This window comes from Pseudomonas yangonensis (assembly GCF_009932725.1).
Classification (GTDB): Bacteria; Pseudomonadota; Gammaproteobacteria; order Pseudomonadales; family Pseudomonadaceae; genus Aquipseudomonas; species Aquipseudomonas yangonensis.
On record NZ_BLJU01000009.1, the window covers coordinates 40,030 to 54,558 of the forward strand.

The 14,529-nt window shown below is 64.8% G+C and carries 10 protein-coding genes; 2 read left to right on the forward strand and 8 right to left on the reverse strand.

Features of this window, described 5'->3' with window-relative positions:
- Positions 1–130: 130 nt before the first annotated feature.
- The 4 genes from estP to GYB81_RS12940 all read right to left on the reverse strand — a co-directional run bounded on the left by estP (position 131) and on the right by GYB81_RS12940 (position 8,868).
- Complete coding sequence (gene estP, locus GYB81_RS12925) at positions 131–1,975, reverse strand: esterase EstP (RefSeq protein ID WP_161868000.1); 1,845 nt, start codon at positions 1,973–1,975, stop codon at positions 131–133.
- Positions 1,976–2,064: 89 nt separating this feature from the next.
- Positions 2,065–3,696, reverse strand: coding sequence for a histidine kinase N-terminal 7TM domain-containing diguanylate cyclase (locus tag GYB81_RS12930; protein ID WP_233787568.1), 1,632 nt, complete (start codon positions 3,694–3,696; stop codon positions 2,065–2,067).
- Between the two features lie 235 nt (positions 3,697–3,931).
- Positions 3,932–5,275 carry a DUF3999 domain-containing protein gene (locus GYB81_RS12935; RefSeq protein WP_178106597.1) on the reverse strand — a complete coding sequence of 448 codons (1,344 nt, stop codon included), beginning with the start codon at positions 5,273–5,275 and terminating at the stop codon, positions 3,932–3,934.
- Positions 5,276–5,277: 2 nt separating this feature from the next.
- The gene (locus GYB81_RS12940) at positions 5,278–8,868 is read right to left on the reverse strand and encodes a DUF2339 domain-containing protein (protein WP_161897857.1); all 3,591 of its coding nucleotides are present in this window, start codon (positions 8,866–8,868) and stop codon (positions 5,278–5,280) included.
- A gap of 224 nt (positions 8,869–9,092) precedes the next feature.
- Here GYB81_RS12940 and GYB81_RS12945 point away from each other — a divergent pair, with 224 nt between their 5' ends.
- Positions 9,093–9,488: a YkgJ family cysteine cluster protein gene (locus GYB81_RS12945; protein WP_011920733.1), complete on the forward strand. Its 396-nt coding sequence runs from the start codon at positions 9,093–9,095 to the stop codon at positions 9,486–9,488.
- A gap of 21 nt (positions 9,489–9,509) precedes the next feature.
- Here the strand turns inward: GYB81_RS12945 and GYB81_RS12950 are convergent, their stop codons facing one another.
- The 4 genes from GYB81_RS12950 to choX form a co-directional block, all read right to left on the reverse strand.
- A complete protein-coding gene (locus tag GYB81_RS12950; RefSeq protein WP_161865844.1) occupies positions 9,510–9,983 on the reverse strand; it encodes a thioesterase family protein in 474 nt (157 codons plus the stop codon).
- Positions 9,984–10,166: 183 nt separating this feature from the next.
- On the reverse strand, positions 10,167–11,132 hold the full coding sequence (locus GYB81_RS12955; RefSeq protein WP_161865843.1) for an L-carnitine dehydrogenase: 966 nt from the start codon (positions 11,130–11,132) through the stop codon (positions 10,167–10,169).
- Positions 11,133–11,271: 139 nt separating this feature from the next.
- Entirely contained in the window at positions 11,272–12,159 is an 888-nt protein-coding gene (cdhC, locus tag GYB81_RS12960; protein WP_161865842.1) for a 3-dehydrocarnitine:acetyl-CoA trimethylamine transferase CdhC, read from the reverse strand.
- A gap of 97 nt (positions 12,160–12,256) precedes the next feature.
- Positions 12,257–13,189, reverse strand: coding sequence for a choline ABC transporter substrate-binding protein (gene choX / locus GYB81_RS12965; protein ID WP_161865841.1), 933 nt, complete (start codon positions 13,187–13,189; stop codon positions 12,257–12,259).
- Positions 13,190–13,422: 233 nt separating this feature from the next.
- On the opposite strand from choX, the gene GYB81_RS12970 reads away from it, so the two are divergent.
- Positions 13,423–14,367 (forward strand): GlxA family transcriptional regulator, encoded by a 945-nt coding sequence (locus GYB81_RS12970; protein WP_161865840.1) that lies wholly within the window; start codon positions 13,423–13,425, stop codon positions 14,365–14,367.
- Positions 14,368–14,529 lie beyond the last annotated feature (162 nt).

The window sequence follows — 14,529 nt, forward strand, 5'->3', positions numbered from 1 at the left end:
GCGCGCAGTTTAACCCTTTCCCGTCATGGCCGCCTCCCTGAGGCCACGACGAAAAGGAGAAAATGACAAAGCGCACTCCGGACCAACTGCCAGCACTCTCAGGAGAAGTACGTTGGTCTCGAAACGACTCTTAGAGCTCCAGTGATAACGAAAGATTCAAACCATGCTGGGCTTGATCGTCCGCATGCCGGTAGCTATAGCTGCCACGTAGCGACAAACCGTTCCCCAGGCTGTGGCTAACGCCGATATGGCTGCGCCACATGCGGTCGTCGGGTCGATAGCCCGGTAGTTCGAAACCGATCCCCGGCAGACTATTCAGTGCCATACGTACTTCGCTTGGGTCGTTTTCATATTCCCGCTCCACCGCCAACTCTCCGAATAGCCGGGTCTGTGGCGTGAGGTCGTAAAGCCCCTGCAGGCCGGCACCGAGACGCTTGGATTTGCGCACCTGATCTCCGTAGCTCAGGGCCGTGGAGCGTTGGCCATCCTCGGCATAGCCGTCCACTTCGATCCGTACGTAGTCGGCGCTCAGAAAAGGGCTCAGGTGCCACTGGCTGCCAGGCTGAGCGATGTCGTAGCCGAAGCGGCCGCTGAAAGCCCACAGATCACCGTCGGTATCGCCCTTTTCCGAGTTGGTGGCAGGACCGATGGCAAACTTGCGCTTGAGGTCATCGTAGTCGAGACGACCGATACTCGCGGACAGGTCGCCCCACCAGCGATTGTGCTGATACTGCGCAAATGCAGTGCCCAGGTAGCTGCGCAAATCGTAATCGGAGCCCGCGCGCCCTGCTTCCAGACTCTGCTGGTAGAGCCCGGCAGCCAGACCCAGGCGCCAGGCTTCATCGAGTCGATAACTGGTCCCGAAGTTGAGGCTATAGCCGTTGCCGTCGGCATCGCCACGCTGCAGATCGTAATCCAGTCGCTGGCCGCCGGTATTGATAAAAGCACGCCACTGCCCTACCCCTTGCCACGCTTCCCAATCGGCAAGCCACTGAGCGCGCAACTGGTCTTGGTGACTACGAAGCGTCCCCAACGCCATTTCAGGCAGAAGCGTGACCTCCCAAGGCGCCGCGAGAAGCGAGTAGGCATAGTCTGCAATGATACGCTGCCCAGCGATTGTCGGATGAACGCTGTCGTTGAACAGTAGCTTGGTCGGGTCGGGAGCGGTGCCATTAATCCCGTAAACCGGGTGTGGGTTGCTGCAACCCTCGAAACAGCTTCCGATTACCGCATCACGGTCATCGACCAGGCCGTAACGGCCGGGATCAGCCAATGTTTCCGAAAGATTGAGCGGAATATTCAGCGGAATCACATTGGCATTGACGGTTGCCAACTGACTTACCGCCTCCTGGTTGAAGTCGCTTCCCAGGCCGGACACAAAGTCCTGCAGTCCACCGCCGTAGAAATTCGGTGTCAGACCGATATCCGGCAGCAGCCACACCATGATGTAACGCGCACCTGCCTGCTGCAGAACCTCGACACTGTCGACCAATCGACCGGCAGCCGCTTGCGCGCTGGCAGTATCGACTACACGGAACTGAAGAAAATCGTTACCGCCCCCGGTGAGGTAGTACAACGCATTGGGGTCGGCACGCCCGCCGCTGGAGGCAAGGTACCCGCCTGGACCGCTAATGGTTTTGAGAATCTCGTCGGTACGATAGCCACCAACCGCCCAGTTGTTGCCACCCTCAACCGAATTCGCCGGCCCCAGGCCTGCTCCACCCAAGCCCAGGGCATCGCCAAGTAGCATGGGCGCCACCGGGCCGAAAGCTTCGCCACTCCCGTCCTGATAGGTAGGGCCAACTCGATTGGTGAAACGGGTAGTAGCGCCGGCAGGGCCGTCAGCATCAGCAAACCAGCCTGCATCACTGAGGCTGTCACCAAATACGTACAAGGCACTGTAGGGAGCAGCGTAAAGAGGATGGGCGCTAGCCAGCAGACAGGCAGCCGCCAGCGGCTTGAGCAGACGTTTCATGGCAAGTCCTTATTGTTGTTGGAATGAACTTCTCAACAAATGTAGCGACTCCTGCGCTGAAAAACATCCAGTTGGCTGCGATATTCACTCTATGAAGCCAAAGCTATACGATTCCTCCCGCCGCGTTTGGCCGCGTACAGCGCTACGTCTGCCGCATGCAGCAACGCATCGAGTTGCCCGCCATTCGCCGGCCATACCGCAATGCCAGCGGACAAGGTCACTGGCATCGTACCCATGCGTGTCGGGTGATCCACGCTCGCCAGCTGCATGCGCAGCGATTCGAGTCGAGCGTGAGCCGCCTGGGCATTCAACCCCGGCAGAATGAGCAGAAATTCCTCGCCACCGATACGGAACACGGCGTCAGTGCTGCGCAGATTGTCCAAGAGGTGCTGAGCCACCGACTTGAGTACATCGTCGCCGACCAGATGGCCGCACTCGTCATTAAGTCGCTTGAAATGGTCGAGGTCGATCAGCGCCAGAGCCAGGGGCAGATTCTCACGCTGCGCTCTGGCCAGTTCGCGGTCGAAGAACTCATCCAGATAGCGGCGGTTGTAGAGCCCGGTCAGCGGATCGCACAGCGCCTGCTCGCGCAGCTGCTCATGCAGAACGGAGATGGTGCGCAAACGCTCTTCACTGACCGCCAGGGCCTCGGCCAGCTTGAGCTCGGCAAGATGCCTCAGCGTGACGTCGCGCACATAGAGCATGCGCCCGAGCAAAACCGGGCCGTTGCGCGTGGTGCGCTCGATCCCGCGCACACGCACTTCGTAGTAGCGCGCGGCGCTGGTCAGGCTGAGCATCTGCTCGCTCGCCTCGCCTTGGTGCTGTTCGAGCAAGCGCTGCAGATCGGCACCGAATACCGGCCAGTCGGCCAGCGCCCGTCCCTGCCAGCCTTGCTGCAGGCCCGCCAGCCTGAGTGCAGCCGGGTTGGCCTCGATCACCCGCCCGCGCGGGTCGACCACCAGCACCGGGTCGATCAGGGCTTCGAGCAGCAGGTGACGCGCCACCGGCATCAGGTCGAACAGGCGCACCCCGAGAATCAGCCAGGCGAAGGCGACCAGGGTGAAAGCGAAGCAGAACGGCGTGGGGTCGACGCCAAACACGGTCCAGCCAAACACAACGTAGGCGATGTTGGCCGTCCAGGGCGCTGCCGTGACCAGCGCGAAACCCAGATAGTGCCGCCGATGGAGCCCCTGACTGAGTACCGCGGCACGCACCACCACGCCCATGCAAAACACCATCAGCAGGTAGACATAAGCTGCGGTAACGTAGAACAGCGGACCATGCCGATAACGCACCGGAGCCCCGGGGCTGTCGTCGATCGGACCGCTGCTGGCAAGGTAGAACAGGCCGTGCCAGGGGTTGCTCAGCGCAACGATCCAGACCAGCACAGGCATCAGACTCAGCGCCAGCACGCCGGCGCGCGGCACAGGTGTGCGCACGCTGTTGACGTACTGCCAGAGAAACACCGCCCAGAAGGTGGGCGTGAACAGGATTCCGAGCCAGGCCAGGCCGGAGAGAAACATCTTGCACTCGGCCGACATCACGCTCAGTTCCAGCGAGGAGCAGGCCATCCACCAGAGGCTGGAAAGGTGCAGCAGAATGAAGCTGTCGCGTCCGGGGAAGTCGCCCTGGCGGGTCATCCAGTGCGCTAGCAGGATGACGCCGAAGCACACCAGCAGCGTGACGAGAACCGGGGGCGATGGTGACCAACCAGGCGCCATGCAGGCCTGTATCAACGGGGCCTCCGTTGGCAGACGCCCGTGACGGAGGAGGCGACGAAGCGAGTCGAGATACGCAAGCGGGCCTTCCTGACCAGAGTAGAGGGCGTTGACGCCCGAAGCTGCTCACGGCTCACAACGCGGTGACACTTCCCAACCGAAGCAACCGTGAACGCTGCCTAAGATACTGCAAAAGCATGGCTTGAACAGTAATGACATGCATTCCCGACCATGGCGCTCAGCCTTTGTCAGGACGCCGCAGCAGGCTCGCCGCCATCGCCGCCAACAATGCCACTCCGAGCAACAACACAGCCCAGAGTCCCCAACGCTTCCAATCCGTCGCCGCTGTCGCCGGTACATTCACTTCAGCCGACCGCACGGCAGCGACATCGACCTGTGCCGATGCCAGCGAGGTCAGACGCTCGGTCGAGTTACCGGGGATCAGGGTGCTGAGGGGAAGCGCGGCCGCTGTGGCATCGGCGCGTCCTACCGCGAGTCGGTAAGGCGGCTCGCCGCGCGCCAGGAAAACCAGCTGGGTGGCGCGCACGGCGAAGGCCGCGGTCAGTGCCTGCTGACCCAAGCCTCCGCCACGTGCGTCGATCTTCAGGCGCACCTGGCGCACCGGCAGGGCCGGCAGGACCAATTCATCCTGGCGCACCTCGCGCCCCTCTTGCGGCAACCGATAGAGCACACCGCTGGCAAGCGCTCGCCAGGGGTCTTTCTCTGCCGCGCGCGCCGCGAATGAAACAGGCGCCAAGGTGTTGGGTTCGTCCAGATTGATGCGCACGCGTTCGATTGGCAGCGCTTGCGGCAATTGCCATTGGTAATGTCCATCGCTCGTGGCTTGCGCCTGCATCGACTCGGACCAGACCAGCGGCGCCGGGCTGCTCGCCTGGCGGCGACTGCGCAACGTCACCGCGTCCAGCTCCGGAGCCTGCCGCGGGCTGCTCCAGAGCAGACGGATGTAGCGTGCCGCTCGCTCGGGCAGCTCCACCTGAGGCTGATCGATCCTGTCGCCTGCGAAGCTCAGGCGCGCCACCTGCCCCTCCCCCCAGCGGCTCCAATGCTGCAGGTCGTCGCTGGCCTCGATGGCGAAACGCTGGAAGCCCTCCTCACCGCCGCTCCAGTTGAGGTCGAGGCGCACCAGCGGCGCATCGATGGCGCTGGCATCGAGCAACCAACCGCGCAACTGGCGCTGCACGGGCGCCGGTTCGTCGCCAGTCAATTCGATCAGGGTGCCGTCGGTGCTGCGCTGCACCCGCAGGCGCGGCACATCGTTGTGCTGCGCATCGGCGTACAGCGGGAACCAGCGCACCCCGTGCTCCTGTTCCTCGTCGCGCGATTCGCTCTGGCCTGGCAACAGCGCGTAGGCCTGGACCTGACCGGCGCCGTTGAAGATACGCAGGTCACGCAGGTCGGCATGCCGAGCGGCGTAGTGCACGGCCATCGGCAACTCGACCCGATACCAGGGGCCTGTCCCATCCAGCGTCAGCGGCAGCAGTTGGCGATAGTCCTGCGGACGCTCCTCGGCCTGTGCCCATGCGATCAGCGACAGGCCAAGGGCCAGACAGGCAGCGATCATTCTCACGACAGCGACTCCTCGTTCACAGGGGCTTCATCGGTCTTGCGCGGCGGCAGCGGGGCAAAATAACCCACAACCAAAAGCAGCACGCCGACACCGATGAACGAAACGATACGCTCCAGCCCGCCACGATTGCCCAGCTCGATGAAGAACAGCTTGGCCACCACCAGAGCGATCAGTGCGGCGCCAACCAGCCACAGCTCGCGACGCGCGCGCAGGTGGCCGAAGAGCATCAGCGCCAGGGCGATCAGGGTCCAGACGATGGACAAACCAGCCTGCACCAGCATCGAATCGAACAGCGCCGGGCTGTCCCAGGCCACACCGCCCCAGTGATGAGCCGTACGCATCACCATCACCGTCAGCAGGGCAAAGAGCGACAGTCCCGCCACACACTGAGTGATCTGTAGTGCGCGCGCAGGTTCCAGGGCGAAGCGTGGCAGGGCGAACCGCCCCCAGACCACCAACGCGCCCAGGCACAGCAGCAGACCGAGTTCCAACGGGTTGAGCAGCGGCAGGTAGGGCAGCGGGTCGCTGTCGCCGGCACTGTTGGCGTTAGCCAGCCAGAACCAGACGAGCATCAATGCCGCCAGGGGTGCAGCGGCCCAGAGACGGTATTCACGCTCGAAAGTGGCCACCGGCCAGGGCAGGCGACGCGCCTGCGTCACGCCCCAGAGATAGGCCGTCGGCAGCAGCGCCCAGCCCAGCCAGCGCCAGGCGTTGTAGTGATCGGCCAGGCTCAGCAGCAGGTAACGCAGTTCCAAAGCCAGCACGCCGATCAGCAGCCAGCAGCCGAGCACATGGGCGACGCTGGCAGCGCGGCTCGGCAGCAGTTCAGCCAGACGCCGCAGTACCAGCAGATGCACCGCGATAATGGCAGTCCACCCCAGCCAGCCAAAGTTCGCGGTCGGATGGTAAAGCGGATGCCAGGCATGGCTCAGCACCACCCCGGCCACCGGCGCCAGAAGGCTGCACAGCACCGCCAATTCACGCCAGCGGGTGCGCAGGGCCAGCAGCATCCAGATCAGCACCGACAACGCTGCCAGCACCAGCAACGCGCTGGCTTGCAGATCCGGCGCCACGAAGCGCAGCACTTCGCTGCTCACAGCCAGTGCCCACCAAGCCGCGCCCCAGGCCAATAACAGCTGGCCCAGGCGCTGCAGGCTGACGCCGTCGATGCCCGTCTCTCGCCCACCGTGCGCTAGGCTGTGCAGGCGCCAGGCGCCGACTTGCGCGGCCAGGCCGAGCACCGCCGGCGTCCAGAAGCCGGTATGCGCCAGCGGCGACAGGCCCTCGCCGCTGATTCCTGCCAGCAGCAGCGGCCCGGCGGCGAGGAAGGCCAGGCCGGCGAACAGCTGCAGCGCCAGGCTGAACAGGAAGGCCGCACGCTGCTGCAGATACAGTGCCAGCCAGAGAATCAGCAGCCCCGTACCCCCCCACACCGCCGCGGCTGCGACCCAGGGCAGGACGAAGAGCACGGCCAGATTGATGAACACCAGGCCCACCAGCATGATCGCCGACAGTGCGCCGAGCAGCCGGCGGTTCTCGCGGATGTGCGGATCACGCGCCGCCAGCAGCATGCCGGCGATCAGACCGAAACCGACCATCGACGCGGCCAGCAGGCCGAACCAGCCCGCCTTGAAGCTGTTACCGCCGAACAGCGAATCCAGCGCCATCTGCCCGAGGAACAGCAGCCCGCCGAGCAGCTGCACGGCAAAGGCGCTGTAGACGAAGCTCGGCGCTGCGATGCGCAGCCCGACCAACAGCGTCGCCAGCCCCGCCAGCGCCCAGGCGATGGCCGTGCCGGGGGCCTCGAACAGCAACGGTGCGATCAGATAGAGAAACGCCAGACCGGTAATGCCGAGCCAGGGCAGCAGGCGCCTCTCCCAGGCGCTGCCCGCCTCAGGTTCGCGGCGCAGTTGCCAGTAGCTGAACAGCAACGCCACGCCGAGCATCAGTGCGCCCAGCGGCGAACCGTCGAGCAGACTGGCGTAGCCAAGATCCAGGCCACTGAGGAAGGCCAGCGCTGCGCCGACCTGCAGCAACAGGGCGAAGGCGCGCGCCAGCGGCCGGCCCTGGCGCAGGCCGAGCCAGTAGATACCGGCGCCTTCCACCGCCCAGGCCGCCGCCGTCCAGCGCGCATCCAGACCCAGCGGGATGGCCAGGCTGGCGAATACCACACCAAGGGCCAGGCAGATTTCCACCAACAGCCGCGCCCGCCCGCCGGCGCGCGCCTTGAGTACGCGCGCCAGCAGCAGATAGAACAGCCCGAGGCCGAGGGCGCTGAACGCCGCAGCGAACTCGATATGACGCACCAACGCCACCTGCAGGCCGAAGCCGACCAGCGGCGGGCCGAACAGGGTGGTAGCGTCGACATAGTCGCCACGGCGCAGCGACCAGCGCAGCAGCTCGTCGCGCGCCTCGGGCGCATCCGCTGCGTCACGCAGGGTGCGGCGGGCGAACAGCAGGCCGATGGCCACGTACATCACAAAGAACAGGATCAGGAACGGCTGGGTGCTGCCCAGCAGCTCCGGCGTGTAGGAACGCAGGCCCCAGGCGAAGCCGATGCCGAAGGTACCGACGAAGCCGATCAGATTAAGCAGACGCCAGGCCCTGAACCAGGCGATGGCGAAGATGCCGGCATTGAGCAGGGCGAAATAGGAGAACAGCGCGACATGGTTGCCGCTGCCGGTGGAAGTCAGGATAGGTGCGGCGAAACCGCCCAGCGCCGCCGCGGCGGCCAGACCCAGGGCGTTCTGCTGCACGGCGAGAATCGCCGAGAACAGCGTCACCGCCACCAGCAGCCCCAGCGCCATGCCGGGGTCGAGCAATGGATGCAGGCGCATGGCGGCGAACACCGTCAGGTACAGCACGGCGATGCCGGTGCCCTGCAGCACCAGGGCGTAACCGGGATTGCGCCGGCGTAGCCACCAGCCCAGGCCGAGCAAGGCCAGGGCACTGGCCGCCACGCCCATGTAGCGCAGCTCGACCGGCACCTCGACACCTTCGGTGGCGTAGCGCAGCAGGAAGGCCAGGCCGAGGAACAGCAGCACCACGCCGATCCGCAACACGGTGTTGCCACCAAACAACCAGGCCTTGGCGGCGGCGATGCCACGCTCGATCAGATTCGGTTCACGCGGTGCCTGTTCGCGCCAGGGACTTTGCTGGGGAACCGGTTGCGGTTCGGCAATGACCTGTGCGGCAAGCGGTGCAGGCTGTTCGGCAGGAGGGGCCTCCAGCTCCGGTAGCGTCCAATCCAGCTCCGGCAGAGGCTCTTCGGCAACGAGCGGCTCAGGCTGCACCTCCGGCTCGGACGGGGCTTCGGCAGGCGCTGCGGCCGGTGAAGGTTCCGGCTCGCTACGCTCGCCCTGCTCCACCTTGACCAGGCGCTCGTGCATGGCGCGCGTGCCGCGCTCGAAGCGCTCGGCGAATTCCTTGAGCTGTGCGGTCAGTTGCGCGTTGCGCGTCTCCAGCCCTTGCAGACGCAGCGCCTGCCCCAGACTGAGGCCGAGCAGGCCGCCAAGAATGGCGCCCGTGACGGATTCGCTGACGCCCGCGCCGAGCACCAGTCCGACCAGCATGAAGATCCATTGCATGCGTTATGTCCTACCGCTGTGGAAGTGTCCTCGCGTCCCTGCCGGCAGCCCGAGGTGGCTGCCAGTATAGGAGCAGCGAGCGTCCAGCCACAGAGAGACGACTGCCACACAGGTCACAGGCACAACGCAAAGTAGCCAACTGCCAGCCGGTGCTTCACAAATGCCGCGCGCCCGCTATCATCGCCGCCCCGTGACAGCAGCGGCGCAGACCGCACGATAAAGCCATGATGAAGCCCCGCCTGATAGCCGCAGCCGAGATCGACCGCCTGGAAACCTGGGCCAAATACACGGCCGACATGTGCCACAGCTGCATCTCCAGCTGCTGCACCCTGCCGGTTGAAGTACGCCTGAACGATCTGATCCGCCTGGAGCTGGTGGACGAGTTCGAGCGCAGCGAGCCACCGAAGAACATCGCCAAGCGTCTGCAGAAGGATGGCGTGGTCGAACGCTTCAACCAGAAGTCGGGCATCTTCACCCTGACCCGCATGTCCAATAACGACTGCCTGTTCCTCGATCGCAAGACGCGCCTGTGCACCGTCTACGACAAGCGCCCGGATACCTGCCGTCATCACCCCAAGGTCGGCCCGCGACCGGGGTATTGCGCGTACAAGCCGAAGTAAGGGTTGCGACGCAGATCTTTTCTAAGAGCCACGGCGCAGGCCAATGACCCGGCCAACGCACGCCGGCTGTGGCAACCCCTGATGCTCTCTGGCCAGCTGCGCGACCCTGTCTGCCACCTGAGCGTCGAACGGCGCCGCGCGGCCGGCGGCGCTGTCGATATTCATCAGCATCTGCTCGCTTTGGGCGCGGCTGACGGCCTCGCCTGGCCGGTACAGCGCGTGGTGGATATGCAGACGTTTGCCGTCATGCGCCAACAATTGCGTGCGCACTTCCACCGCTTCGCCCTCCTTCACCTCGGCCAGAAAGTTGAGGTGGCATTCCAGGGTGTACAGGGTGTGCCCGGTGCGGATACGACCGGTTTCGTCCAGGCCCAGCATATCCATCAGGGCATCGGTGGCGTGACTGAAGATCAGCAGATAGAAGGCATCGCGCAGGTGGCCGTTGTAATCGACCCAGTCAGGGGAGATGGTGGTGCGGTGGGTTGGCAGACTCATGTTCGTATTCCGATAAGGCCCTCTCCCCCAGCCCCACTCTGCGCCCCTGCCCTTCACAGAGCTCAGGGCGCTACAGCGGGAGAAGCAGTGCTTCGCTTTTCCCGCCTACGCCCCGCAAGCGGGAGAGGAGAGCTGGACAGGCGCTGGCCGTAGGGTGCGCCGTGCGCACCGGAAATGACTCGTTTACTCGGCAAACTCGAAGCCATGCCTGGCCTTGGTCTGACGGATCGCCTCCAGCACCGCCAGCAGGCAATCGTCGCGGTAGCGTTCCAGGGCATCCAGGCTGCGTTCGCCCTGCTGCTCGGCAGTGCCCTCGACCACCGCGTCGATCAGCCCCTCGGTCAGCTCCGGCGCTTCAAGATAGGTCCAGGGCAGCTTCAGCGCCGGGCCGAACTGGGCCATGAAGTGACGCATGCCGGCCGGACCACCGGCCAGGGTGTAGGTCAGGAAGCTGCCCATGAACGACCAACGCAGGCCGGCGCCGAAGCGGATCGCATCGTCGATCTCGCCGGTGCTCGCCACGCCGTCGTTGACCAGGTGCAGCGCCTCGCGCCACAGCGCCTCGAGCAGGCGGTCGGCGATAAAGCCCGGCACCTCCTTGCGCACATGCAGCGGGCGCATGCCCAGCGACTGGTAAACCTCGATGGCGGCCTGCACCGCCTCCGGGGCGGTCTTAACACCGCCCACCACCTCCACCAGCGGCAGCAGATAGACCGGATTGAACGGGTGGCCGACCACGCAGCGCTCGGGATGCCTGGCGTCTGCATAGAACTCACTGGGCAGCAGGCCCGAGGTACTGGAGCCGATCAACACATCCGGACGCGCGGCAGCGCTGATCTTCGCGTGCAGTTCGCACTTGAGTTCGAGGCGCTCGGGGGCGCTCTCCTGGATGAAGTCAGCATCGCGTACGCAGCCTTCGATAGTGTTCACAAAGCGCAGGCGATCCAGCGAGGCGCCGGGGGCCAGGCCCTGCTGCTGCAGCGCCGGCCAGGCATTGGCCAGGCGCGTGCGCAGCGCAGCCTCGGCGCCGGGCGCAGGGTCCCAGGCAATCACGTCGAGGCCGTGGGCCAGGGCGCGGGCGATCCAGCCGGCGCCGATCACCCCGGTGCCGAGAGCGGCGAAGGTCTTGATATCGGTAACGAAGGTCATGGTTGAACTCCGGTAGCCCGGATGCGGTCCGGGGCATGGCAGGTGAAGTTTTCCCGGATTTCATCCGGGCTACGGGGAATGCACACAAGCCCTCTCCCCCGGCCCCTCTCCCATAAATGGGAGAGGGGAGGAAGCAGCGTTAGCGTCTGGGTTTGAGCTTCATCTTCTCGCGCCCTTCAGCCGGGGTCAGAGCCCGGCCGCCGAGACGTTCGATGATCTCGATGGCACGCTCGACCAGCTGGCCGTTGCTGGCGTGCACGCCGCGATCCAGCCAGATGTTGTCCTCCAGGCCGACCCGCACGTTGCCGCCGAGCAGCATGGCCTGAGCGACCATAGGCATCTGCATGCGGCCGATGCCGAAGCCGGCCCAGGTGACGCCGGGCGGCAGGTTGTCGGCCATGGCCTTCATGGTCGTGGTGTCGGCCGGCGCGCCCCAGGGAATGCCCAGGCACAGCTGGATCAGCGGGTCGTCCAGCAGGCCTTCGCTGATCATCTGTTTGGCGAACCACAGGTGACCGGTGTCGAAGATTTCCAGCTCGGCCTTCACCCCCAGCTCGGTGATGCGCTTGGCGCCGGCACGCAGTTGCGCCGGGGTGGAGACGTAGATGAAATCGCCGTCGCCGAAATTCAGCGTGCCGCAGTCCAGGGTGCAGATTTCCGGCAACAGTTCCTCGATATGGGCCAGGCGGGTGATCGGCCCGACCAGGTCGGTGCCGGCGCCGAACTCCAGCGGCTGCTCGCCGCGACCGATTTCCAGATCACCGCCCATGCCGGCGGTGAGGTTGATGATCACGTCGGTGTCGCTCTCGCGGATGCGCTCGACCACCTCGCGGTACAGCGCCACATCGCGACTCGGCTTGCCAGTCTGCGGATCACGCACATGGCAGTGGGCAACGGTGGCGCCGGCCTTGGCCGCCTCGATGGCAGCGGCCGCGATTTCCTTGGGCGTGACCGGGATCGCCGGGTGCTTGCCGACGGTGTCGCCAGCGCCGGTCACCGCGCAGGTGACGATAACCTCGTAGTTCATCTTCGACATTCCTTTCCGGGGGCGAACAGAAGCCGACGGCAGGGCCGCAGGCGTTGTGCAAAGAGGGGTCAGCGCCGGTCGAACCGGCGCCTAGGTATCAGTTGCCGGCGACCAGCGACGCGCTGGCGGGCTTGCCGTCCAGGGTGGTGACACCATCGAGCCAGGCCTCGACCACCTGCGGATTGGCCTTGATCCAGTCGCGCGCGACCTGCGCAGGCTGCTTGCGATCCATGATCGGCTGCATCAGCTCGGCTTCCTGCGCACTGGTGAAACGCAGGCTGGTCAGCAGGCGGTTGGCGTTGGGGCAGCGCTCGGCGTAGTCCGGCGCGGTCACGGTGGAAACCGTCGCGGCACCGTCGTTGGGGCCGAACACGTCCTCGGTGCCGGTCAGATAGGTGATCTGCATAGACAGGTTCATCGGGTGCGGTTTCCAGCCAAAGAACACCACGGGTTTCTCATTGCGCACGGCACGGCCAACGGCGGCCAACATGCCGGCCTCGCTGGACTCCACCAGCTTGAAGCCGCCGAGGCCGAACTGGTTGGAATCGATCATCTTCTGAATCGCCGTATTGGCCCCGGAGCCGGCCTCGATGCCGTAGATCTTGCCGTCCAGCTCATCCTTGAACCTGGCGATGTCGGCCAGGGTTTTCAGGCCCTTGTCTGCGGTGTAGCTGGGCACGGCGAGCACGGCCACGGCGTCATCCAGCGACGGCTCGGCCGCGACCTTGACCGCACCGGCATCGAGGAAGGGTTTGATGTTGTCGTCCATGATCGGCTTCCAGTAACCGAGGAAGGCATCGATCTGCCCCTTCTGGATACCGGCGAAGATGATCTGTTGCGACGCCTGGGTCTGCTTGGTTTCGTAGCCGAGCCCGTGCAGCAGCTCGCTGGCTACGGCAGTGGTGGCGACCACGTCGGTCCAGCCGACGGCGCCAAGGCGAACGTTCTTGCAGCTGGCCTCATCGGCCAGCAGGGATGTACTGAACAGGCTCAGGGTGCAGCACGCGGCCAGTGCGGTAAGACCTTTCATCTGGGTGCTCCTCATCGTGTCACAGCGGTTCTATTTCGTTCTTCTAGAGGCCATGGCGGCCCCCACCGTGCTCGGGTTCTTGCTTCCCGATGAAAACACCTTACGCTCGATCACAGCGCAAAATTCGCACTTTAGCGACTGTTTCTTGACCTCAGCCGACTACTTGCGAGCACAATAACGATGACGGCGTCTTAATTTCCCGACTACATACCCCACACCACCCAATGACCCGAATGCCCCAGACCTTCTGCTTCCTGCTGTTGCCCGGCTTTTCCATGATGGGTCTGATGTCGGCCATCGAGCCGCTGCGCGTGGCCAACCGTTTCCGCGGCGAGCTATACCGCTGGCGCCTGCTCAGCCAGGACGGCAATGCCGTGCTGGCGAGCAACGGCATGTCGCTGAACGTCGACGGTGCGCTGGAACTGCCGGACCCAACCCGGGCGCTGTTCGTGGTGGCCGGTTTCGAGCCACTGGCTCACTACGATCATCACCTGGCGCACTGGCTGCAACGGCGCGAGCCCGAACTGGCGGTGCTCGGCGGCATCGATACCGGCAGCTTCGTACTGGCCGAGGCGGGGCTGTTCCAGCATCAGCGTCTGACGCTGCACTGGGAAGCCATCGATGCCTTTCGTGAACGCTACCCGACGCTACTGGTCACCCAGGAGCTGTTCGAGATCGACGGCAAGCGCATCACCAGCGCGGGCGGCACCAGCAGTCTGGATCTGATGCTGGGACTGATCGGCCAGGAATACGGCGAGGCGCTGGCGGTACAGGTGTCGGAACAGTTCGTGGTCAGCCGTATCCGCACACGCCTGGATCACCAGCGCATGCAGGTGGCCAGCCGCTACGACCTGCACAACAAGAAACTGGTGCGGGTGATCGGCGAAATGGAGCGCCAGTGCGAACAGCCGCTATCCAGTGAGACGCTGGCCGCTCAGGTGGGCATCAGCGTGCGCCAGCTGGAACGTCTGTTCCGCCATCATCTGGGCACCACGCCATCGGCCTTCTACCTCGACCTGCGCCTGGACAAGGCGCGCCAGCTACTGCGCCATAGCGACCTCAGCGTGCTGGAGGTGGGCCTGGCGTGTGGTTTCGACTCAGCCTCCTACTTCTCGCGCAGCTACCGCCGGCGTTTCGCCGCCAGCCCCAGCCAGGATCGTCACGAGCGACCGGCCTGATGCACAGCTGCCCGTAGGAGCGGCTTCAGTCGCGAAGCTTGCCGTCAACAATCGCGGCTAAAGCCGCTCTCCTACAGGTGACGAGGTGCGCAGGACGAACGTATCCGTCCGCGACCTCGGCTTGACGCTTTCGGCAAACCCCCAGTCGTTTTTGTACCGGGT

Bases quoted from the DNA above. Each gene is read 5' to 3' on its own strand.
- estP (WP_161868000.1), bottom strand. From the start codon at position 1,975: ATGAAACGTCTGCTCAAGCCGCTGGCGGCTGCCTGTCTGCTGGCTAGC.
- GYB81_RS12930 (WP_233787568.1), bottom strand. From the start codon at position 3,696: ATGGCGCCTGGTTGGTCACCATCGCCCCCGGTTCTCGTCACGCTGCTG.
- GYB81_RS12935 (WP_178106597.1), bottom strand. From the start codon at position 5,275: ATGATCGCTGCCTGTCTGGCCCTTGGCCTGTCGCTGATCGCATGGGCA.
- GYB81_RS12940 (WP_161897857.1), bottom strand. From the start codon at position 8,868: ATGCAATGGATCTTCATGCTGGTCGGACTGGTGCTCGGCGCGGGCGTC.
- GYB81_RS12945 (WP_011920733.1), top strand. From the start codon at position 9,093: ATGATGAAGCCCCGCCTGATAGCCGCAGCCGAGATCGACCGCCTGGAA.
- GYB81_RS12950 (WP_161865844.1), bottom strand. From the start codon at position 9,983: ATGAGTCTGCCAACCCACCGCACCACCATCTCCCCTGACTGGGTCGAT.
- GYB81_RS12955 (WP_161865843.1), bottom strand. From the start codon at position 11,132: ATGACCTTCGTTACCGATATCAAGACCTTCGCCGCTCTCGGCACCGGG.
- cdhC (WP_161865842.1), bottom strand. From the start codon at position 12,159: ATGAACTACGAGGTTATCGTCACCTGCGCGGTGACCGGCGCTGGCGAC.
- choX (WP_161865841.1), bottom strand. From the start codon at position 13,189: ATGAAAGGTCTTACCGCACTGGCCGCGTGCTGCACCCTGAGCCTGTTC.
- GYB81_RS12970 (WP_161865840.1), top strand. From the start codon at position 13,423: ATGCCCCAGACCTTCTGCTTCCTGCTGTTGCCCGGCTTTTCCATGATG.